Origin of the sequence: Paenibacillus sp. 7541, assembly GCF_002276395.1 — a bacterium.
Taxonomy (GTDB): Bacteria; Bacillota; Bacilli; order Paenibacillales; family Paenibacillaceae; genus Paenibacillus_AQ; species Paenibacillus_AQ campinasensis.
The window spans coordinates 113,337-134,903 of the sequence record NZ_NQLZ01000030.1 but is presented as its reverse complement, the minus strand read 5'-3'; the positions used below and the strand labels follow the sequence as shown (position 1 = coordinate 134,903).

Annotated in this window: 19 protein-coding genes; 5 read left to right on the top strand and 14 right to left on the bottom strand. The window is 53.8% G+C overall.

The annotated features are described in order from the left end of the window. Nucleotides 1-6 precede the first annotated feature (6 nt). Nucleotides 7-822: a winged helix-turn-helix domain-containing protein gene (locus tag CHH75_RS18685; protein WP_095264990.1), complete on the bottom strand. Its 816-nt coding sequence runs from the start codon at nucleotides 820-822 to the stop codon at nucleotides 7-9. Then, the gene (locus CHH75_RS18680) at nucleotides 798-1,193 is read right to left on the bottom strand and encodes a Fur family transcriptional regulator (RefSeq protein WP_095264991.1); all 396 of its coding nucleotides are present in this window, start codon (nucleotides 1,191-1,193) and stop codon (nucleotides 798-800) included. The genes CHH75_RS18685 and CHH75_RS18680 overlap by 25 nt, the downstream gene beginning before the upstream one ends. A 632-nt stretch (nucleotides 1,194-1,825) precedes the next feature. Here CHH75_RS18680 and CHH75_RS18670 point away from each other — a divergent pair. Then, nucleotides 1,826-2,950 (top strand): GGDEF domain-containing protein, encoded by a 1,125-nt coding sequence (locus tag CHH75_RS18670; RefSeq protein WP_095264993.1) that lies wholly within the window; start codon nucleotides 1,826-1,828, stop codon nucleotides 2,948-2,950. Here CHH75_RS18670 and CHH75_RS18665 read toward each other — a convergent pair. The 4 genes from CHH75_RS18665 to CHH75_RS18650 all read right to left on the bottom strand — a co-directional run bounded on the left by CHH75_RS18665 (nucleotide 2,925) and on the right by CHH75_RS18650 (nucleotide 7,521). Next, entirely contained in the window at nucleotides 2,925-3,866 is a 942-nt protein-coding gene (locus CHH75_RS18665; protein ID WP_095264994.1) for an aldo/keto reductase family protein, read from the bottom strand. The genes CHH75_RS18670 and CHH75_RS18665 overlap by 26 nt on opposite strands. A gap of 82 nt (nucleotides 3,867-3,948) precedes the next feature. Continuing rightward, nucleotides 3,949-5,055, bottom strand: coding sequence for a Ger(x)C family spore germination protein (locus CHH75_RS18660; protein WP_095398893.1), 1,107 nt, complete (start codon nucleotides 5,053-5,055; stop codon nucleotides 3,949-3,951). Then, the gene (locus CHH75_RS18655; protein WP_255223074.1) at nucleotides 5,052-6,176 is read right to left on the bottom strand and encodes a GerAB/ArcD/ProY family transporter; all 1,125 of its coding nucleotides are present in this window, start codon (nucleotides 6,174-6,176) and stop codon (nucleotides 5,052-5,054) included. Before CHH75_RS18655 ends, CHH75_RS18660 begins: the two co-directional genes overlap by 4 nt. Continuing rightward, nucleotides 6,160-7,521, bottom strand: a complete 1,362-nt coding sequence (locus CHH75_RS18650) for a spore germination protein (protein WP_095398891.1) — start codon at nucleotides 7,519-7,521, stop codon at nucleotides 6,160-6,162. The genes CHH75_RS18655 and CHH75_RS18650 overlap by 17 nt, the downstream gene beginning before the upstream one ends. Nucleotides 7,522-7,747: 226 nt before the next feature. On the opposite strand from CHH75_RS18650, the gene CHH75_RS18645 reads away from it, so the two are divergent. Then, on the top strand, nucleotides 7,748-9,298 hold the full coding sequence (locus CHH75_RS18645) for an FAD-dependent oxidoreductase (RefSeq protein ID WP_095398890.1): 1,551 nt from the start codon (nucleotides 7,748-7,750) through the stop codon (nucleotides 9,296-9,298). Nucleotides 9,299-9,406: 108 nt separating this feature from the next. Here CHH75_RS18645 and CHH75_RS18640 read toward each other — a convergent pair whose 3' ends face one another. From CHH75_RS18640 to CHH75_RS18625, 4 genes are all read right to left on the bottom strand, one after another. Next, the gene (locus tag CHH75_RS18640; RefSeq protein ID WP_095398889.1) at nucleotides 9,407-9,862 is read right to left on the bottom strand and encodes a hypothetical protein; all 456 of its coding nucleotides are present in this window, start codon (nucleotides 9,860-9,862) and stop codon (nucleotides 9,407-9,409) included. 124 nt (nucleotides 9,863-9,986) lie between these two features. After that, nucleotides 9,987-11,837: an ABC transporter ATP-binding protein gene (locus CHH75_RS18635; protein ID WP_095398888.1), complete on the bottom strand. Its 1,851-nt coding sequence runs from the start codon at nucleotides 11,835-11,837 to the stop codon at nucleotides 9,987-9,989. Continuing rightward, nucleotides 11,834-13,561, bottom strand: coding sequence for an ABC transporter ATP-binding protein (locus tag CHH75_RS18630; protein ID WP_095265001.1), 1,728 nt, complete (start codon nucleotides 13,559-13,561; stop codon nucleotides 11,834-11,836). The genes CHH75_RS18635 and CHH75_RS18630 overlap by 4 nt, the downstream gene beginning before the upstream one ends. 4 nt (nucleotides 13,562-13,565) lie before the next feature. Next, the gene (locus CHH75_RS18625) at nucleotides 13,566-14,111 is read right to left on the bottom strand and encodes a MarR family winged helix-turn-helix transcriptional regulator (RefSeq protein WP_255223073.1); all 546 of its coding nucleotides are present in this window, start codon (nucleotides 14,109-14,111) and stop codon (nucleotides 13,566-13,568) included. Between the two features lie 204 nt (nucleotides 14,112-14,315). Here CHH75_RS18625 and CHH75_RS25370 point away from each other — a divergent pair, with 204 nt between their 5' ends. Next, entirely contained in the window at nucleotides 14,316-14,438 is a 123-nt protein-coding gene (locus CHH75_RS25370) for a hypothetical protein (RefSeq protein ID WP_255223072.1), read from the top strand. On the opposite strand, the gene CHH75_RS18620 is transcribed toward CHH75_RS25370, so the two are convergent. The 4 genes from CHH75_RS18620 to cidR all read right to left on the bottom strand — a co-directional run bounded on the left by CHH75_RS18620 (nucleotide 14,423) and on the right by cidR (nucleotide 20,252). Continuing rightward, nucleotides 14,423-16,711, bottom strand: a complete 2,289-nt coding sequence (locus CHH75_RS18620) for an ATP-dependent DNA helicase (protein ID WP_095398887.1) — start codon at nucleotides 16,709-16,711, stop codon at nucleotides 14,423-14,425. The genes CHH75_RS25370 and CHH75_RS18620 overlap by 16 nt on opposite strands. Before the next feature lie 345 nt (nucleotides 16,712-17,056). Beyond that, the gene (gene pdaA, locus CHH75_RS18615; RefSeq protein ID WP_095398902.1) at nucleotides 17,057-17,851 is read right to left on the bottom strand and encodes a delta-lactam-biosynthetic de-N-acetylase; all 795 of its coding nucleotides are present in this window, start codon (nucleotides 17,849-17,851) and stop codon (nucleotides 17,057-17,059) included. 154 nt (nucleotides 17,852-18,005) lie between these two features. After that, nucleotides 18,006-19,049, bottom strand: coding sequence for an oxidoreductase (locus tag CHH75_RS18610; RefSeq protein WP_095398886.1), 1,044 nt, complete (start codon nucleotides 19,047-19,049; stop codon nucleotides 18,006-18,008). A gap of 264 nt (nucleotides 19,050-19,313) precedes the next feature. Beyond that, nucleotides 19,314-20,252: a cidABC operon transcriptional activator CidR gene (gene cidR / locus CHH75_RS18605; RefSeq protein ID WP_095265004.1), complete on the bottom strand. Its 939-nt coding sequence runs from the start codon at nucleotides 20,250-20,252 to the stop codon at nucleotides 19,314-19,316. A 129-nt stretch (nucleotides 20,253-20,381) separates the two neighbouring features. On the opposite strand from cidR, the gene CHH75_RS18600 reads away from it, so the two are divergent. Together CHH75_RS18600 and CHH75_RS18595 are read left to right on the top strand one after the other, a co-directional pair. Beyond that, nucleotides 20,382-20,753 carry a CidA/LrgA family protein gene (locus tag CHH75_RS18600; RefSeq protein ID WP_095265005.1) on the top strand — a complete coding sequence of 124 codons (372 nt, stop codon included), beginning with the start codon at nucleotides 20,382-20,384 and terminating at the stop codon, nucleotides 20,751-20,753. Continuing rightward, on the top strand, nucleotides 20,750-21,439 hold the full coding sequence (locus tag CHH75_RS18595; protein ID WP_095398885.1) for a CidB/LrgB family autolysis modulator: 690 nt from the start codon (nucleotides 20,750-20,752) through the stop codon (nucleotides 21,437-21,439). The genes CHH75_RS18600 and CHH75_RS18595 overlap by 4 nt, the downstream gene beginning before the upstream one ends. Nucleotides 21,440-21,567 lie beyond the last annotated feature (128 nt).

The following is a 21,567-nucleotide window of genomic DNA, read 5'->3' as shown; positions in this document are numbered from 1 at the left end:
AGCGGATTAATCCGCCAGGCGGTAACCCACTCCTCGTACTGTTGCGATATATCGCGGCGCCCCCGCATGGTCGTTCAGCTTTTTGCGAAGACTTTTGACATGAACGTCCACCACATTGCTGCCGCCCATAAAATCCGTATCCCAAATCTTGCTCATCAGCTCCTCGCGCGTGCATACAGCACCGCCGCTCTCCAGCAGGTGAATCAGCAAACTGAATTCGGTTTTTGTCAGGTGAACCGGCGTATGTCCTTGGTGCAGGGTCATTTTCTCTCTGTCGACAATCAGGTCTTTGAACACCAGCCCTTTGGCTCCTTCTTCGGACCGTAAGGTTACGCCGGAGAACAGGCGAATCGTGCGCTGCACCTGATACAGCATCGTTTGCTTGGAGCGCGCTGGCCACACCATCAGCTCTTCGCTCAGCAGACTGCCGCCTGCCCGGCCCATCAATTCCTCATTGACCAGATAGAGCACGGGCACTCCGGCCTCTCCTGGAATCAGCATATCTCTTTCCTTCCGGAAAGCGACAATATCCCGGCAGCCGGTCATATCCGCGATGAGAATGCCTGTGTTCAAGGCATTTTGCAGCCCCGGTTCCCACTTTCTGAACATCATGACCTCAAAGCAATTCTCGGACAAGGTGATCAGCATATCCTGTACACGTCCGGGTGAGCGGCTCAGCAGTGCAGCTCGAAGGGACACCGGACAAGCATCGCCGATCGAGAAGCCAAGGCCAGGCTCAGTATAACGATTCTCCACTTTCCAGTCTGGAAACGGCAGCACAGCTCCGATACTTGCCATCAGTTCTTCCGTTTGGTTTGACATTCCGGACATACCCCCCCAAATACAACATGAGCATGATGAATGACGTAATGCGTTTCACCCGCTACCGTGTCGGCCCAATCCTTGGGCACCTCGGTCATGACTTCGTCTACTTTACCGCATACCTCACAGATGATGTGCTGATGATCATCCATTCTGGCATCATAGCGGCTGGCGCTTTCCCCAAGCTTCAGCTCTCTGATCAGCTGTTTGTCTGTCAGGTAGCGCAGGGAGTTGTAGACCGTACCGTACGCCAGATTATAGCCCTTCTCCATCAGTCGGTTCATAATATCCGCAGCGGTAGGATGGTCGTTCGCTTCCCGAACTACATCATATACCGCCTGCCGCTGCGTCGTCAGGTTTATGGATTTCAAGGTATTCACCCTTTTAATTTTATTTTTAGAATAAGTATAAATCTTATTTCGAGTTTGGTCAATATGATAGATATGATTTATCAATATCCAACATTCCATTCCCCAAGAGAGCTTATATATGGAATAATATAGATATAATTCCATGATTAAGTGGACACGTAAGGCGGAAAGGAGAAGACGCTCATGTTCCTGATCTGCACCATTTTGTATACGATAGCCTTCTGGTTCGGCTCCTTATGGTTGAAGAAAAAACTGAACCTCCCCCGTGAAACGAATGGGTGGCTGTACAAACACATGAATCGGTGGCACAGGTTCGGAGAGGAGAACATCTTCTCACCATGACTGTATTCTTGCTGTATCCGTGCTGCTGGCTTTCCGAGCATTTGTCGAAAGAAGATTGAACCCGAAGTCCAGGCAGCACATCCTCAGTGCGTACGCAAGTATGAGCGGGCTGATCCTTTATACGGGCATCGAATGGTGGATGTAGGAGAATACGCTCGCATTTTCGCACCTTTTGTAAATTGAGGGCGATAAATTGCTGGTGTTTGGCCCCGTTTATCCTTAAAATAGGGAGGAACGTCCTCATTTCCAACATTTATTCAAGGAAATGTGAAAGGAGCTCTTCACTCCCAATGCTGAACAGCCTGTTAATCAACTTTTGTATACTCGCCACCTTCCTATATATCTCTGGATGGCTGACGCAGCGCTACGCCTTGAGCATGGATACTCCCTCATTAAAAGTGAAGATCTATGCGGGCATTTTATTTGGATTGATTGGCCAGATCATGATGCTTCATTCATTTCCTATTGATATGAACCTTACCGCTGATCTGCGACATCTTGTGATGATGGTGGCAGCCATCTATTTCGGCTGGATTCCGGCCATCATTTCCGGGCTGCTTATCGGCTTCGGCCGGATGGTCATATTCGGCGTATCGATCTCCTCCGTCATTATCGGTTCCGGCATGCTGCTGATCGCCGTCATCTCAGGCTGGATATCGACGACACGGCTCGACCGGATGACCAAGATGCAAATCATGAATGCCGGCAGCATGGTGATCCATTTGCTCGTCATTCTGACCAACATGACAGACCATGATCGGGCGTTTATATTCTTCATTACGCAGCTGGTAGTCTCCATCATAGCCGCAGCATTGCTCTGCCTGCTGACCGAACATACACATGCAGCCAACAAGCTTCTGCTGCAGATTAATACCCCGGCGGCGCCTGGGGATATGACAAATCTCAGCCATTTGAAGCAGTTCGAGCAACGGCTCTCGGAGCGGTTTCTCGAAGCCCAGCATTTCGGCGAGCGGCTTGGCCTTATTATTGTTGACATTGATCACTTCAAAAAAATAAACGACACCTACGGCCATGAGGCCGGAGATGCCGTGTTACTACAGCTTGGCAATGTGATGAAGGAGCATGCCCGCTCATTTGACGAAGTTTCCCGAAGCGGCGGCGATGAATTCACCGTGCTCGTTCCGGAAGCAACCCCCATCGAGATGACGGCGATTGCGGAGCGAATCCGGGAAGCCGTGGAGAAGCATACCTTTCTCCTGCACAGCGGAACGAAGCTTCACCTTACCGTATCCGTCGGCGTGGCTGTTCATCCCGATACGATGATGGCCAGGCAAGCTATCGAATTGCTGGATCAAGCTGGCCAGGAGCTATACCGCGCGAAGAACACCGGGCGAAACAAGGTATGTATCGCTCCCGGATTACAGCCCCCTAACTTTGGAGTACCTCTTCAATAGCGGTCAATGTCGCTTCAGACAGCGGGATGCCAGAAGCTTTCACATTCTCTTCCACCTGCTCCGGCCGACTTGCTCCAATGAGTGCGCTCGCTACGTTCGGCTGACGCAGAATCCATGCAAGTGCCAGTTGGCCGACCGTGATATCAAGCTCTCGGGCTATTGCGCCGAGCTTCTGTACCTTCTCAAGACGCTCCGGGCTGATCTTCAGCCTGTCGGTTCCAAGCTTGGAGGCCCTGCTGTTCTCCGGAGCGTCCTCGAGACTGGCGTATTTCCCAGTCAACACCCCTTGGGCCAGCGGTGAATAGACCACCTGTCCAATCCCTTTACGTTCACCTAGCGGAATAATCTCTTCTTCAATCTGCCGCTCGAACATATTGTACAGCGGCTGATTCACCACGATGCGATCCAGCAAATACCGGTCAGCCACGGCCAGTGCAGCTTCCATCTGGGCAGCTGTCCACATGCTGACACCCACATACAGCACCTTCCCTTGACGCACTAGATCGTCAAGCGCCCGCAGCGTTTCTTCGAGCGGAGTCTCCTCATGGAATCGGTGGCAGTAATAAATATCGATGTAATCCGTACCAAGGCGCTTAAGGCTGGCATGGCACTGCTCCATGATATGCTTGCGGGAGAGTCCGCGGTCATTCGGGCCGTCTCCCATATTTCCGAACACTTTGGTTGCCAGCACATAGGACTCGCGCGGGAACGCGCCCAGCGTCTCTCCTACGACCACTTCTGCAGCACCCTGCGCATAGACATTGGCCGTATCAAAAAAATTAACGCCAAGCCCGTACGCCGTCTGAATCGACTTGACTGCATTTTCACGTTCTACATACCCGCCATAGGTCAGCCAGCTGCCAAGGCTGATTTCGCTAACCTTGAGCCCGCTTCCGCCTAATCTTCTGAACTCCATTGGTGGAACCTCCCTTATATGAAGATGGATGTCTCCTCTCTATTTTACCATCTCTCAGCGCATTCGCCAGAAGGACCTCCCGTCACCGCTTAAAGAAGTTCGATTTGATTTTCGTCCGCACCTTCACCGTGAACTTGATCTGCGGGTACAGCCGCTCCCAGTCCTGCATTTCCGTATCATTGTTCCAGTGCGTTCCGGCATAACGCAAACCGAAGCCAAGCGGGTCCAACCCGGTTTCCTGTATTTTTTTCAGCAGCCGGGTCACGTCTTTCGACAGTTCTTGGCTGAAAGCTTCCTCGATCTTCTTAAGCTCCTCCAGGGTCATCTGCTCCTCCATTTGCTTCTCCTCCAGCGTCCCGGACAGCCGAATGGTATACCGGATCTCTCCTTGTCCATCAGAACCATCGATAATTTTGTATCGCGCTTTCGAGTGCTCCACATTCATCTCCAGAATCTCGCCATCCCGCCTCGTCCGGAGATTGGTCCGTATATCCCTGCGATCCAGCATATTATAGAGTCTGGTGTCCTCGGGGTTCAGGATCAGCTTGACCCGCTCCTTGTCCATCAGTGCGGCGCGGTCGATATTCAGCACATTTCCCTCGGTCGTAATGACCGGCATGACCGGGTCCTCGCCGATCTCCCTCATCTTGCGGTTGAGATCAAAGGCAAACGTCCTCGTAATGAACGGGGACTCGGTCCCGTCCTCGCTAATGGCCAGCACAAGCGCGTTGCCGGCGACCCGCTCCGTCGGCGGCTGGATTTTCAGCACAGCTTCTGCCGTCGGAATCGCCACAGCCGGAAACATCAGCAGCTGGATGTCCCGGCGCCGAACCGTCCAGTCTTGAATGCTGCGGATGCTTCGGCGTGCATATGCTTCGCCGTACAGCACCGCCCTGCAGTGCCCGAAATCCAGTTCCTTGTCCACCTTGGACTTGACCTGACGTATCGCTTCAGCAATGCTTTCGGATTCCTGGGTAACGGTCAGCGACTTGACCTCCCCCGACTTGGGATCACCTGTCGGAATGGCCATCTTGAAGCTATATCTGTTCACGTTCGGCCCCTTCTCCGACACATCCACACCGATGGAAACAACAAATAACCTGAGGTCAATGTCACGGAATCCGCAGCCGCTCAGAAGCAGAATGAACGCACATAACAAAATCATCACACGATATGTGGAGTGTCTCATGCTTTCTTCCTCCTCTTTCTTTTGACCGCGGCATATATCAGCGTTCCAATCAGCACGAATTCCCCGGCAAACCGGGAATCAACGAACACAATCGCCATATCCTTCAGCATGTATTGGTTAATTGCGCCTGAGATGACTAGCACGATCAAGCTGAACACCCCAATAATCCACCATTCGGCCCTTCTCCTCTTCTTGTCTCCCTTGGGCGACGGGCTTCCCTTGAACCCAAACACCCCAATGATCAGCTCCTTGCTGACATGCCAGTGGACAATCGAGTTGAGCAGAGACAGCGTCATGTACACGAAGTAGAACACATAAATCATTCGCTCGATAATGAAGTACCGGATTCTGAGCGAGTCCATCGCTGCAAACGCCGGATACTCATGCTCTCCCGCACCGATTGTTCCGAGAAACCCGATTGGCCCCAGCATCGATACAGCCAATGTCGCAATGCTCATCATAATGATCAGAATGATATGCCGCATTCTGAATTTATGAAACACCCGATTGAACACCACCATGTTGATGTATCCGGTAAAAACGTATGTAGCCGCCGACATCGTCTGGTAGTTGGGCGGATTCCAGGTATAGGTGATAATCTGCCGAACAGAGTCATAGCTGAAAAACGGGCTGCTGAGCGCGCGCCAGGACATGTAAACAATGAGCGGAACCGCCATGTACAGCACCATCTCAAGCGCGTATAGAATCGACTCGGAATCAAGACGGGCGGCCAATCCGACGACCACAATGAATCCGCCCAGAATGAGGTATGTCGCAATGTCCGGATTAATATACCGATCCGTAATATCGGTAAAGCTGATCAGGGTAATGACACTGGAGAAATACCAGACCGCGGCGGCTACGATCAGCATCGGGGCCGCCAGCCATCCCGGCAGCGCGGAATACAAAATTTCCGGCAGCCCTTCTCCCGGAAATTTGGCAATCAGCTTCGCAAATAGATACAGCAGCCCTGCACCGATCGGGATCGATAACAGGATGGACATCATGCCCCCATCAAACCGGTCATCCAGCATAATGCCGGGAACAAAGTTAATCAGATTGATCGATGCATTCAATAAGAAGAGGTAGTAGAAATACTTGTTCCTAACCACTCCGCTCATCCCCCTTTTTCCGCCAATCCATGGCGAACATCTTCAGATATGGCTTGCCAAAGGTGCGGAGGCTTGTTAAATAGGTGATCATAGCTACCATGCCAAGCACGATGCCGACCAGCCCGAAGGTGGAAGCGAGAAGAATAAACACATATTTGCTCACCCGAATCCCCATGCTCATCATGGAGAATGGAATCACGAAGTTTGTTATCGCCACAGCGGATACGAGGATGATCATAATATTGCTGACCAGCCCCGCTTCCGTGGCCGCTGTTCCGAGAATAAGACCGCCGACCGTCGTGGCTGTGGGACCAATCGCCTTCGGCAGTCGCACGCTCGCTTCGGTCAGAAACTCCATGGCGAGCAGCATGAAAATCACCTCGAAAAAAGACGGATACGGCACCGTCGCCCGGCTTCCGGCAATAAGCAATGTGATCTGCATGCGTAAAATCTCCGGGTTATATGACGTAAAGGCCACATAAAAAGCCGGAAGAAGCACCGTCAAGAACAAGGCGATATAGCGTACGCCTTTGAGGAACCAGCCGATGGGAGGCAGCTGAATTTTATCGTCCATGGCCGTAAAGAAATCATTAAAGATTGAGGGAACCGATATCGAATAACCCGTATTATCCACCAGAATGGCGACCTTCCCCTGCGAAATGTTCAGCACGGTTCGGTCCGGCCGCTGGCTAAGCATCATCGTGGGAAACAGGCGCCAATGCGGATGCATCGTTGACCTTTCAATATCCGATGCGGATTGAATCACATCCGATGTGATATCGGACAGCCGATTCTTTACCTCTTCCAGAATGGTCTTATCGACGATCGTATCATCGTACAAAATAATGAGCCGGGTCTGTGATGCTCTTCCCGCTGTCATATATTCACTCTTCAGATGGGCCGACTGATAACGATGGCGGATAAGATTGAGGTTGACCTCAACGTTCTCCGTGAACGAATCGTCAGGGCCCTGAATGACGTTCTCCGTACTGGCCGGCTGAATGCTGCTCGTATTCACCAGCTCAGCGTCAAACAACAGCACCTTGTCCCTGGTGAAGATAGCGACCGCTCCGCGCAGCATGTTGCGCAGCATATCCTCTTCCCTGTCAGGCTCCAGACTTTTCGGGAAAGATCTGATGAACTCCAGATATAGCGGCACATCGTCCAGCTCATAAAACCGGTTGATCAAATGGTTATTGATCATGACAGGATCGCACATGCTTTTGAAGTATATGATGTCGATCTCCTCAAAGCCCTTTTTCAACTTGCGCTCCTCGATATCCGAGACACCCTTCAGTTGTCTGTGCAGCCAGGCCAGCGCCTGCTTGGGGTTAAGCTTGTTCTGCTTTTTCATGATCGAATCCCTCAACTTCCTCGCTTTTCCGAATCTGGTCCGTTTAAGGTATTTTTTTCACAATCCCCCCAAATTATTTACAGTGACGGAAGAAATTTGGACGAATGAACCCGCGAAACGAGCCTGCTGGTCAGCAGCACAAGTTTCTAATCTTCATGGCGTGGTAATAATGAAAACAAAGATGGAAAAGACAGGCGAAAATGATGATTTCAAGGAGGAGTGCTGTATGAATGAGTCAGGCAATCTGAAGCAAGGGCTTCCGCAATATCCCGAATCTTTGTGGCGGGCCACAAGCGAGCTGCCGTCCTTCGATAGACTGGCTGAAGATATTCAGGCTGATGTAGCTGTCGTTGGAGGTGGCATCACCGGTATTACGACGGCCTATTTGCTGGCGAAGGAGGGCATGGATGTGGTCGTTCTTGAAGCCGGCAAAATTCTGAACGGAGCGACCGGATTTACGACGGCGAAAGTTACAGCCCAGCATGGTCTGATTTATCATGAGTTCGAGAAGCATTTTGGCGCGGAGAATGCCCGAAAGTATTATGAAGGAAACCGCGAAGCCATTGAGTTCATCCGGGACATGGTCGGTGAGGAGGAGCAGGAGTGCGGGCTTAAGCTGGAGGATGCCTATATCTATACGGAGGATGAGCGCAGTTTGTCCAAGCTTGAGGATGAACTCAAGACGTATGAGAAGCTTTCCATTCCAGGCGAGTGGATGGACAAGCTTCCGCTGCCGATCCCGATTCAAGGTGCGATCAAGATGCCCGGACAGTACCAGTTCCACCCGCTCCAGTACATGAAGCGGCTGACGGAGAGGTTTCTGAAGCTCGGCGGACGGATTTATGAATACACCACCATTGATGAACAGGCGGATACAAGCGGCCCGGTCATCCTGCAGACGACACGCGGCAATCATAAAATCACCTGTAATTTTGCCGTGTCCGCCTCCCATTTCCCGTTCTATGACGGCAAGGGGATGTACTTCGCCAGACTGCACGTGGAACGCTCCTATGCGATTGCCGTCAAGCCGGAAACCGCGTATCCGGGCGGGATGTATCTCAGCATTGACCAGCCCGTCCGCTCCCTGCGGTCCGCCTCTTATCAGGGCGAAGAACTGGTCATCGTAGGCGGGGAGAATCACAAGACAGGAAAAGGAATCAGCACATACAAGCATTACGAAAACCTGGAGCTGTTCGCCGGGAAGCTGCTCGGGGCCAAAGAGATCCCGTACCGCTGGTCAACGCAGGATCTGGTGACGCTCGACAACCTGCCTTACATCGGTTCGCTGACGCCGAATGAGGACAAGATTTTTGTAGCTACGGGATTCCGGAAATGGGGCATGACCACCAGCGCGCTGGCCGCTCACATCCTGGCGGACAAAGTCCTTCAGCGCAAAAATCGGTATGCCCAGCTGTTCTCCCCGTCCCGTTTCAAAGTGGATCCGAGCCTGAAAACCTTGGTCGTTCAGAACGCCGGTGTTGTCAAAGATTTCATCGCCGGAAAAGTGGACCTGAAGCACACCGATCCATCCAAGCTCGGGCCTGGGGAAGCAGCCATCGTCCGCCATAATGGGCAGCGTGCAGGGGCATTCAAGGATGAAGCAGGAAACCTTCACATGGTGGATACGACCTGCACCCATATGGGCTGCGAAGTGGAATGGAATGAAGGCGAACGCTCATGGGATTGCCCATGCCATGGCTCCAGGTACACGTTCGATGGCGAGGTGCTGGAAGGGCCGGCGATTGAACCGCTAAAAAAGCTGAACCCTGACGACTAGACCCGTCGCCGGATGGAAACACAATCAAGCCCGCACCAGAAGATGACGCAAGGTCATCCGCAGGTGCGGGCTTCTATTTTTTGAAATATAAATGGGAATTCTCCAGGATCACGCGATCTCTGAAGATGCAATCTCTGTGCGGTAAGCAGCCAGTGACTGCTCGACAATGACGCGCACGAATGCCGGATCGATGTCCGCGATCCATGCGGCCGCATAATGCCATGCATTCTCTTCCGCCTGCAGCGCAATCTGTTTGCGCACAAGCTCGTTCTCCGAGGTGTCCATTCTGCTGCACAGCTCCTGCAGCGTCTGGTCAGCCGCATGACCCAGCTCGTGGGCGAACACGACGGCAAAATAGGCTTCGACCTGTTCCAGCGATCCGAACAGCTGCAAGCATTGCTGGCGTATCACCTCGGTATACATCGTGACCGTGTGCGAATTCATCGCATATTTCCCTCCGACCAAGCGCCCCCCGGGAAAATAGGACTCCAGCGCAACCGTCACGGTACTGCCTGACCGACGTAACAGCTCCTGTACAATTTGATTCAGTTCAGCCTTATTCAATAACGATCATGGCTCCCTTATACGTAATGAGCACGTCCCGTGCCTAGTTTCATAACCTTCATTATAGTAGAACCATATGAAAAAGCAATGCTCGATATGACCGCCATTCAGACAGCAGCGCAGGTTAGACCGCTTCCTTCCGGGAGCTAAACTGGCTGTTGTAGAGGTCGGCATAGAAGCTGCCGGCCGCCAGAAGCTCCTCGTGGGTTCCCTGTTCAATGATGCTTCCCTGATTCATGACCAGAATCAGATCCGCTTCCTTGATCGTAGACAGACGATGCGCGATGACAAAGCTGGTCCGGTTCTTCATCAGTTCATTCATCGCATGCTGAATGTACATCTCGGTCCGGGTATCCACGCTGCTTGTCGCCTCATCGAGGATGAGGATCGCCGGGTTCGCCAGGATCGCCCTGGCGATGGTGAGCAGCTGCTTCTGCCCTTGTGAAATATTCGTCGCTTCTTCATTCAGCACGGTATCGTACCCTTCCGGCAGCGTACGGATGAAATGGTCCGCATGCGCTGCGACGGCGGCCTGAACGATCTCCTCCTCGGTCGCCCCCTCGCGGCCGTACCCGATATTGTCACGGATCGTGCCATTGAAGAGCCAGGTGTCCTGGAGCACCATCCCGAACAGGCTGCGCAGCTCCCCGCGTTTCATCGAGGTAATATCGATACCGTCGATGGTGATTCGGCCAGCATTAAGCTCATAGAAGCGCATCAGCAGGTTGATCAGCGTTGTTTTCCCTGCCCCTGTCGGACCGACAATGGCCACCGTCTGCCCCTGCTTCACTTTGATGTTCATATCCTCGATCAGCAGCTGATCCTCATGATAGCCGAAGCTCACATGCTCGAACGCCACATCGCCGCGCGGACGGTCCGGCTTCGAGGCAGCGCTGGCATCCGGAGTCTCCTCCGTCTCATCCAGCACCTCAAACACTCGCTCTGCCGAAGCAATGGTCGATTGGATGACGTTGGCGATGTTCGCCAGCTGTGTGATCGGCTGCGTGAATTGACGGGAATACTGGATAAAGGCCTGAACGTCCCCGATTTCAATCGCTCTGCGGGTAACAAGCACGCCCCCCACGACAGAGACGATTACGTATCCGATATTCCCGACAAAGCCCATCAGCGGCATAATCGTTCCGGAGATGAACTGCGCTCTCCATCCGGCATCGAACAGCCGGTTGTTCACTTCCTCGAATTTCTCGGCAGACTGGCGCTCCCGGCCGAATGCCTTGACGATCTTGTGCCCGGTATACATCTCTTCCACATGGCCGTTCAATTCTCCCAGATGCTTCTGCTGGGCTACAAAATGCTGCTGGGAGCGCTTCGCCACCACGGTGGTAACAATGATGCTGAGCGGCAGTGTCAGAATGACAACAAGCGTAAGCAGCGGGCTGATCGTAAGCATCATGATGACGACCCCGACCAGCGTGACGGCAGAGGTGATCATCTGTGTCAAGCTCTGCTGGAGCGTGTTGCTGATGTTGTCCATGTCATTAGTCACCCGGCTCAGCGTTTCGCCATGCGTGCGGGCATCGAAATATTTCAGCGGCAGGCGGCCCAGCTTGTCGTTCACTTCCTTGCGCAGATCATACACCGTACGCTGGGCCACACTGGCCATCACGTACTGCTGGATGTAAGCAAACAGCGAGCTGAGCAGGTATAGTCCGCCGAGCCACAGCATGATCTTCTGGATGGCAACGAAGTCGATGCCGTCCCCGCTGATATAGCCGCGGTAGAGGAGCGTCGTCGCATCCCCCAGTATTTTCGGACTGACGATGCCAAAGATTGTGCTTAGGATCGCAGCGATAAGAACCGTCAGAAGCTTGCCCTGATGCGGTCTCAGATAACCGGACAGCCGTTTGAATGTGCCCTTGAAATCCTTCGCTTTCTCCGGTGGCATGCCCGGTCCATGAGGACCGCCAAAGGGACCGCCTCCCGAATGCCCCCGTCTTTCCTTCTTGTCACTCATGCGATCTCCTCCTCCGACAGCTGGGAAGCGACAATCTCCCGGTACACGCGGGAGTTCTCCATCAGCTCTGCATGTGTCCCTATGCCTGCAACCCGTCCTTCATCCAGCACGATAATGCGGTCGGCATCCATCACGGTGCTCACCCGCTGTGCAACAATCAATACCGCGGCATCGCCGGTTTCCTCACGCAGCGCGGCGCGCAGCTTGGCATCTGTCTTGAAGTCAAGCGCAGAGAAACTGTCGTCGAACAGATAAATTTCCGGTTTGCGCACGAGCGCGCGTGCGATCGACAGCCGCTGTTTCTGTCCACCCGATACGTTGCTTCCTCCCTGAGAGATCACCGCCTCGTATCCACCCTCCATCTTCGAGATGAAATCGGCAGCCTGGGCAACCTCAGCGGCATGCTGTATTTCTTCCATGCTTGCGTCTTCCTTGCCATAACGAATGTTGTCCGCAATCGTCCCGGTGAACAGCAGCGCCTTCTGCGGCACAAGCCCGATTCGCGATCTGAGCTGTTCTTGCTTCAGATCCCGCACGTCCACGCCGTCCACAAGCAGCCGGCCGGACGTTATGTCATAGAAACGGGGGATCAAGCTGATCAGGGTAGACTTGCCTGATCCGGTGCCACCGATAATCGCTGTAATCTCGCCCGGACCCGTCCGGAACGAAATATTGGACAGCGCCGGCTCCTCTGCGCCCGGATAATAGAACGTGACGTCCTCGAACTCGACAACGCCCTTCTGCCCGGTCGCAGCAGGTTCCTTGTCTGTATCCTTGATCTCAGGGACAAGGCTGAGCACCTCCTGGATCCGAACCGCAGATGCCTGCGCCCGTGGAATCATGACAAACATGACGGAGAGCATAATTAAGGAGAACATAATCATCATCGCATATTGAAGAAAAGCCATCAGATCTCCGACCATCATGTGCCCGGCATTGATCCGATGTCCTCCGAACCAGACGATAGCCACCGTCGCAAAGTTCATCACTAGCATCATGATGGGCATCATCGCACCCATAATTTTGTTGACCTTGATCGAAGTGGCTGTCAAATCTTCGTTGGCATCATTAAAGCGAACCTTCTCATGGCTCATCCGATTGAAGGAGCGGATGACACGCATACCGGTCAGGTTCTCCCGCACGACGCGGCTGAGCGTATCAATTTTGACCTGAATCGCCTTGAATAACGGAATACCCTTCTTGGCAATCAGGAAGATCGCCAGCGCCAGAACCGGCAGCACGATGAGCAGCACGCTCGTCAGACCGGTATCCCGGGAGACGGCCATAATGATCCCTCCGACGCACATGAGCGGAGCAATCACCATCATGCGCAGCATCATGATCGTGACTTGCTGAATCTGGGTAATGTCATTGGTCGTTCTTGTAATCAGCGATGCGGTGCCCAGCTTGTCAAATTCATGAAGTGTGAAGTTTCCGACATGGGTAAACACCCGCCCGCGCAAAATTTGTCCATAGCCCGAAGCTGCCTTAGCCGCCAAATAACTGGCCGCAATCGAGCAGAGCATTCCGAGCGCGGCAACCAGCAGCATAAAGCCGCCTACGCGCCATATATAAGGAATATCTCCGGTCAGGATTCCAATATCGACAATGTCCGCCATCAGCGTTGGCAAATACAACTCCGCCAGACATTGCAAAAAGGTGAACAGCAACACCATCAGCACCGCATTGCGGTACGGCTGCATATATCGAAACAGCTTCAGCATATTCTCATCTCCCTCGCTCCATATCCTGCGCTTCGGTTGGCCGCAATGTTCTGCTTCGGTATGTGGAAGCCTTGTTCAGCAGTTCTGTCAGCTTCCTGCTGTCCTCTTCCCCCAGATAATCAACCAAACCGTTCATATAGCGGGTAACATTGTCCTGAACTTCCTCAACGACCCGCTTGCCTTCCGCAGTCAGACAGACGCGAACCGCCCGGCGGTCCTTCTCGTCAATGACCCGCTCTACGAGTCCCTTCTTCTCCAGCCCCTTCACGAATTGCGTGATGGTCGGCGATGTCACTCTCATTCGGTTGCTGATCTCGGACACCTTCATCCCGGGAAGCTCCGGACTCTCACTCCGGTCCAGGAGGCTCATCAGCACCCGGACTTCCCCAGGGGTATGCTCCATATTCATATGGATTTCCCATTCCTGCCTGTGAAACCGATATATGCTTCTTACCAGGTTCCGGGCAACACTGTTCTCAAAACCAGCCTTTCCGCCCCAGCCCCGGCTCGAGGATGCTTCATCTTCCGATGGTTGATGGTCGTTTTCCAATATTACCAATCCCTCTCTTTCCTGTTTTGCATAGGCATCTAAATTATTAGGTAACCTAAATATAATGCGGCCCCCATCATATGTCAACTTTGTTCTATGAATGCTTGGAACTAAACGGAATCCCCCGTCCTTCCGTTCGCCTTATAACGTTGCGAGCGTTATTATGAAGACGCGCCAAAAGGCTGCCATCACTGGCAGCCTTGCATGTATACGAAACCTGCGCATATCGGGGAAGGAGCCGGTTCACGCTCGGGAGCCGTGCTGCTGATCAGCGGCGGTTCGCTGCTGGGAAACCGGGCATATCAAGGAGCTTACCGTCTTGTGTAGTGTCTCCATTCCTGCGGCAGAAGCTGGCTGTAAGGACGGCTCAGAAAGCGGTCATCCACCAGCACCAGCGTCCCGCTGTCCTCCTCGGAGCGGATCAGTCTGCCCCCGGCCTGCATCACTTTGTTCATACCTGGAAAAACATACGCATAATCATAGCCGGGCTTGCCGGTCTGTTCGAAGTAATCCTTAATGATCTCGTTCTCAAACGACAGCTGGGGCAGCCCCACACCCACAACGACTACACTCGACAGCCGCTCGCCGCGAAGATCAATTCCTTCAGAGAAGATGCCGCCCATCACCGCGAATCCAACCAAAGCTTCCTCTGATTCAGCCTGAAAGGCGCTAAGAAACTGCTCACGTTCTTCCTCGCGCATGCCCTGCCCCTGAAGCTGTGTCCGAACTTCGGGCATCGCCAGGGTGAAGTCTGCATGGATCTCCTGCATATACGGATAGGAAGGGAGGAATACCAGCGTATTGACCGGCTTCTCCTTCACCAATTGGCACAGCATCTGAACAATCGCTTCCTTATTCTTCTCCCGGTCCTTGAAGCGTGTCGAGACAGGCAGCAAACGCACATCCAGCTGCTCCCGGGAGAAGGGGGATGGGATGGACAAGCTGTAGTCCTCCTCGTCCGCGCCCAGCATGTCGCGGTAATAGGATAACGGGAGCAGCGTCGCCGAGAAAAGCACCGCCGAGCGGTAATTTTTGCCGGCCTGCTGCAGCAGATACGAAGGGTCCAGACAGAACAGCTTCAACAGCACCTCGCTGGCCCCGATATCGGCATAGGTGACAAACCGTTCATCATACAGCCTCGAGATGCGCAGATACGCTTGTGCCGCAAAGTAAGTCTCCAGCAGAGCCTCCGTTTCTTCCCCGTTTCTGCCGGACATTAGCTCCGCCTCGGCCTGCATCACAAACTCCTCCAGCAGTTCGGACATCAACTCGGGCTGCTGTGAGCCAACGAAACGCTCTTGTCCGCCGCTGACCTTGCGAAGCAAAATAAAGCGGCTGTTCACCTTCTGCGCAGCCAAGTGCAAGGCGGGATTAATCTCCTTGTACATCCGCTGCAGCGACAGAAATGCCGACTTATGCAGCTCTGCCGAGAACATGCTCCGAGCCCGGTCCACCAGATTATGCGCCTCGTCCACCAACAGCACGCTGCGCTTCTTAACCTCCTCCGGAAGCCGCTTGAATGACACGCGTGGATCAAATACATAGTTATAATCACATATGACAGCGTCGGCCGCATACGCGGCGTCCAGGGAAAACTCAAACGGGCATACCTGGTGCTTGCGGGCATACGTTTCAATTACCGGCCGGGTTATGAGCGTTTCATGGGTGAGCAGATCCAGAATCGCCTCATTGATCCGATCATAATAGCCTTCGGAAAAAACACAGGCCTCCTGGCCGCAGCCCTCTTCCTCGCGAAAGCAAATTTTGTCCTTGGCCGTCAGGGTCACGGTATGCATATGCAGCCCGCCCCGTTCCATCCGGGCCATCGCTTCCTCAGCCGCCGTGCGGGTGATGGTCTTGGCTGTAAGATAGAAGATCCGATCCAGCAGCCCTTCCCCAATCGCTTTCACCGACGGGAAGATGGTGGAGATCGTTTTCCCGATGCCTGTCGGGGCTTTCGCAAACAGCTTTTTGCCCTCGGCAATGCTTTTATAGACCGCCCCGGCCAGCTTCCGCTGCCCCTCCCGGTAAGAAGGGAACGGAAAGGCGAGCTCCCGGATGCTATGATCCCTGCGCGTTCTATGCTCGTGGAGCAGCTTGGCATAGGGCGCAAAGGCCGCCACGACATCCAGCGCAAATGTCTCAAGCTCCGCATCGCTCCATTCCTGCTCATATTCTTTGCGCTCTCCGCTCGGTATGTGCACATAGGTCAAACGGACGGTGATGGTGCGCGTATCATGCTGCTTGGCATACATGTAGGCATACATCTTGGCCTGTGCCCAGTGGACCGGATAGCTGTCCTCCTCAATATCCTCCAGTCGGCCGGAGGTGGACTTGATCTCGTCGATCCATATTCGCTCTCCCTGAAAGAGCAGGCCATCACAGCGGCCTTCAATCTGAAATACCATATCCTCATATGGAATGGCTGTTTCGAGCTGCACTTCTTTCCGGTCATGTTCACCGTATTCTTTCTGCACCGTCTGGTGTGCTCTCGTGCCCTCGACCAGCGTCGAAGCAGACCGGAATCCGGATGAAATGCTGCCGCTTCGAAACACATATTCGACAAGCGGCCTTACGGATATTGGAACGATCACAGGCATTGGCGGGTCTCCTTTGACATCAGCTTCACGATACACCTTGTTCGATATGCGAATACGCCGATTTCATCTTGTTATAGAGCGTATTATACCAAACATCCGTTCCTGAATGCACCGTCTGGCTGATGAAGCGCCCGGCCGTTTCCGACCTGAGCACACAGCAAAAAAGCGCACAGGCACCGCCCGCTAATAGAGATACGGTCCTATGCGCCTGGTCTTGAGTTCCCGACTGGTTCCAGAAGGGACGCACGCTCTTTCATCCTCAGACTCAGCATGCGTTGTTTTACCGCAGGATGGCGGCCCACCGTTCCCAGGACAGGACCACCACCTGCGCGGCCTGTCCGGCAATTAAGGCGCCTTCTTCTGTATATCGTCCAGGGACTTGAATTCGTAGCCCCGGCGGCGAGCCTCGTCAATGATACGGCCTAGCGCCTCGGCATTATCCTTGGAAATGGAATGCAGGAGCATCACCGCTCCCGGATGCAATTGCGCCGTGACTTTATCGTATGCGTACCCTGCCCCGCGCTGAGCTTTCACATCCCAATCCATATAAGCCAGTGACCAGAACACGTTCGTGTAGCCCAGCTCCTTGCTGACCGCCAGCGATCGCTCATCGAAGATCCCCCGGGGGGTTCGCAAATACTTCATCTCCTGCTGGCCGGTGATGCGGGCCACCTCCGCCTTGACCCGCTCCAGCTCCTGCTGGAGCTGCTGCGGGGAAATGGTGGTCACATCCGGATGGTTCCAGGAATGGTTCCCGATAATATGGCCTTCGGCTGCCATCCGTTTCAGTAGCTCCTCCTGGGTCTTCACATAATGGCCCGTCACAAAAAACGTAGCCGGCACCTTCTTCTCCTTCAGGGTATCCAGGATCCGCGCCGTATACCCGTTCTCGTAACCGTTGTCAAAGGTGAGGTACAGCTCTTTCTTCTCGGGGTCACCCATGAATATGGCGCCGTATTTCTGAAGCAGCTCCTTGAAGCCCTCCTGATCAATGGAAGGAAGCTTCCCGTCAACGCTTTTCTTAAAGCCGAAATGAAACGGTCCGCTGCCTGCTGCAAGCGCAGTGCCAGGGGCAGCAGAGACAAGCACCAGCACCAGGAGCAGCAGGAACGCAGGTTGCAGGCCCCAGCCTTTCTTCATCATATCCGTTCTCTCCTATCATTCGTGTCGATTCGATGGGAACAGAAAGCGCTCCCCCATGCTGTGAAAGCATACCATCCTAATATTCCTCATCCGGAGAAAACTATGTGTCTGACCGCAGCCTCGGCTCTACAACATCTGCTACCGATCGTCGTCAGGTAATCGTGACCGTTCTTCCTTCCTTCGCGCTCTCGTATGCCGCTTCAATGATCCGGATGACGTCCCGTGCATCCTCGGCACTGACCGGCAGCGGGCCCCCTTCCAGGATCGCTTCGGCCAGTCCCTGGTAGAAAGCCTGATATCTTCCCGGCAGCGTTTCAATCTCGCCTTGCACAGCCAGACCGCTAAACTCTGTCGCGAGCTGGCCGTATTGCTCCGGCTGATCCTCTCCCCAGCCGGTATCGCCTGGGCGCATGCCCTCCTTGAGCTGATCCTCCTGGGGATCGCCCCCGTATTTCAGGAAGCTCCCGAGGTCGCCATGCAGCTCGAATTTCGGCCCTGTCTGGCGCACCAGCGAGCCGGCATGGAGAATGACCCGAAACGATTCGTAGATCAGTACAAGGTGGAAATAATCCGTCACCTGCGACCCGCGTCGTTCCGCCTGCAGATCAGCCCACAAGCGAGCCGGCATTCCGAACAGGAACAGCGCCTGGTCGATCAGATGAGAGCCCAGATCGTACAGTGTCCCCGAGCCGGGAAGCCCCTGCTCCCGCCATTTATCCTCCTTGACCTCCGGCCGATAGCGATTGAAGTGTGCCTGGTATAGCGACAGCTTCCCGAGCGCCCTCATATCCAGCAGATTGCGGACCGTCAGAAAATCATTGTCCCAGCGGCGATTATGATATACCGTCAGCAGCACGCCATGCTGCCTGGCCAATTCAATCAGCTCGTCAGCTTCAGCTGAGGTGACGGTGAACGGCTTTTCCACAACGACATGCTTGCCGGCCGCAATCGCCTGTTTGGCATACGGATAGTGCGTCGTATTCGGACTCGTGACGATGACGACCTGAAGCTCGGGGTCAGCCAGCAATTCATCGACCGTGCTCACCACCTTCGCTCCGGGGAGATCGCGGTGCACCTTGTCCGGTTTCAAAGATACGACGGTCGTAATGACAAAATCAGGAACACTCGTGATTACCGGTACGTGAAACACGGACCCGGACAGTCCGTAACCGATGATTCCTGCCTGGATGGTCATAGCTCGGGACCTCCTTTTCAAGCATTTTGGAATTCGCGTGCTGAGCCTTGCCCATCATTACCCTGTTTCCTTTGTTCATTTATCGTAACATGCCCCAAATTTCCCGGCAAAAAACAAAGCGGAAGCCCGCGCGGCCCGTACGCCAACAAGCCGCATCGTCCCCCTGCCCTCCATGTGCCGGGCGAGCCATTCCTGATTATGATCGGGACGTTCCCGTTTGGAAATGTATAATATCACATATTGGGCCATTCCCTTCCAGCCAGATCAGGTTCTTGTACGATCCCCCTGTTCGTCAACCCGGATTTCGCCCGGCTCGTCTGTCTCCCCAAGCAATTTGCGCGTAAAGGCAATCCACTCCCTCGCCGCAAAGGACATATAGCGATCCTTCCGCCAGATCATCCCGAGCTGCCACGGAATCGTCGGATTGTCGAGCGGCAGAATCGCCACCCTGGAAGAATCAATCTCCTTGCAGATCGTCTCCGGCAGCAGGGCAATCCCCAAATTCGCCGCCACCATGCCGCTGATCAAATCCCATTGCGAGCTTTCATAGACGACCCTGGGCTCGAACCCTGCTTGTATGCACTCCCGGATGATCCGGTCATGAAGGGTGAAATCCTCGCGAAAGAGCACAAAGGGTTCATCCGCCAATTCCGCCAGATCCACCCACTCCCGCCCTGCAAGCCGGTGTGAAGGATGTACCAGCAGGTTCAGCTTCTCCCTGACAAAAGAGTAGGAGTGAAACACCTGCTCATCCACAGGCAGCACTGCTACGCCGATATCGAGCTGTCCGCTTTCCACATCGGCCTCCACTTTTTTCGCCCCGTCTTCAAACAGTTGGATCGTAATCTTAGGATATTCGCGATGGAACAAGCCGATGACCTCCGGAAAAAAACTGGAGCCGACCATCGGCGGCAGACCGATGCGCAAATGCCCGCGTCTTAGGTTCATCAGGTCCTCCAGCTCGTCGGACACCTGCTGAAAGGACTCAACCATCTGCTGTGCCTGCTGATACATGATCCGCCCGGCATCAGTCAGCTCGATCTTCTTTCCCTGGCGATAAAACAGCGTTACGCCCCATTCATCCTCCATGTTGCGGATCGTCTTGCTGATGGTGGGCTGGGTGATGTACAGCCGCTCCGCCGCTTTGGTAAAGCTCCCCGCGCGGGCAACCTCCAAAAAATACTGCAAATGACGTATGTCCATCTGATCGCATCCCTTCTGACTGTTTTACTAGTATAGATAAATGGAATGGATATCATTCGATATATGCATTTTACCTATGAAAGCAGTCGTTGTAAAATTTCATTAAAGAATGAAAAGGAGGGACAGATCATGAAAAACGTCATAATAGGAAGTTTGCAGGTGGCTGGCTTTATGCTCTTGTCCCTGCTGCTGGATCGACTGGTGGAGTGGCTGAATATTGGCATTCCCGGCAGCATTCTGGGAATTGTCATTGTGTTTATTTTGCTCGAAACAGGCATTTTACAACTTGAATGGATTGAGCTTGGCGCAAACTGGCTGCTGGCGGAGCTGCTGTTGTTCTTCATCCCTGCGGCAGTTGGCATTATGAAATTTTTTCCGATGCTGGAGAGCGACGGACTTCAAATATTGGCGGTTGTCTTGATCGGCACCATTACCGTGATGGTCACATCCGGCCTTACGGCCACCCTGATCTCTTCCAGAAAGGAGCGAAAGCGCATATGAGTCTGTCGCTGCTCGGATTATACGGCTTGCCGCTGACGATCGGCATCTACTGGGGCGCCAAGATGCTGTACCAGCGTCTGCCGAAGGTCTATCTGTCCCCGCTTCTGATCACGCCGCTCCTCATCGTGGTCCTGCTGACCCAAGCGGGCGGCTCCTATGAGGCATACCATGAAGGAGCGCAGTGGATCAGCAAGCTGCTGCAACCCGCGACGATCGCCTTTGCGGTACCGTTATATAAGAACTTTCAAACTTTGAAAAAGCATGCCGCCGAAATTATCGTCAGCGTGCTGACCGGCTCCATGTTTGCCATCATCTCGTCTGCGCTGCTCGCCAAATGGCTTCACCTGAGCAGTGATCTGGCCACCAGTCTGATCCCGCGCTCGATTACGACCCCCATTGCGATGGATGTGTCGGCAGTGATCGGCGGCGTGCCTAACATGACGGCGGTGTTTGTTATCCTCACCGGCATTCTCGGCGCCATGATCGGGCCTTCCATCATGCGCATATTCCATATCAAAGGCGACATCGCCCGGGGTGTGCTGTTCGGGACGAGCGCCCACGGAACGGGCACTTCCAAAGCATTTGAGTTCAACTCCCTGTCGGGAACGATATCCAGCATTTCGATGATCGTGGCCGCCTTGTTTACGCTTGGGGTTGCCCCACTGATGGTCTCCTTCCTGCAATAACCCAAATAAAGGCAAAAACGAAGGGTATCGCCGTTTTTCTTGTGCGGACCCCGGTTTTGCCTTATTTTCCATTTCCTCGGCTGTGACTTCCCGCTTTGACAACCCGATGTGAAGAGGGCATAATAAAT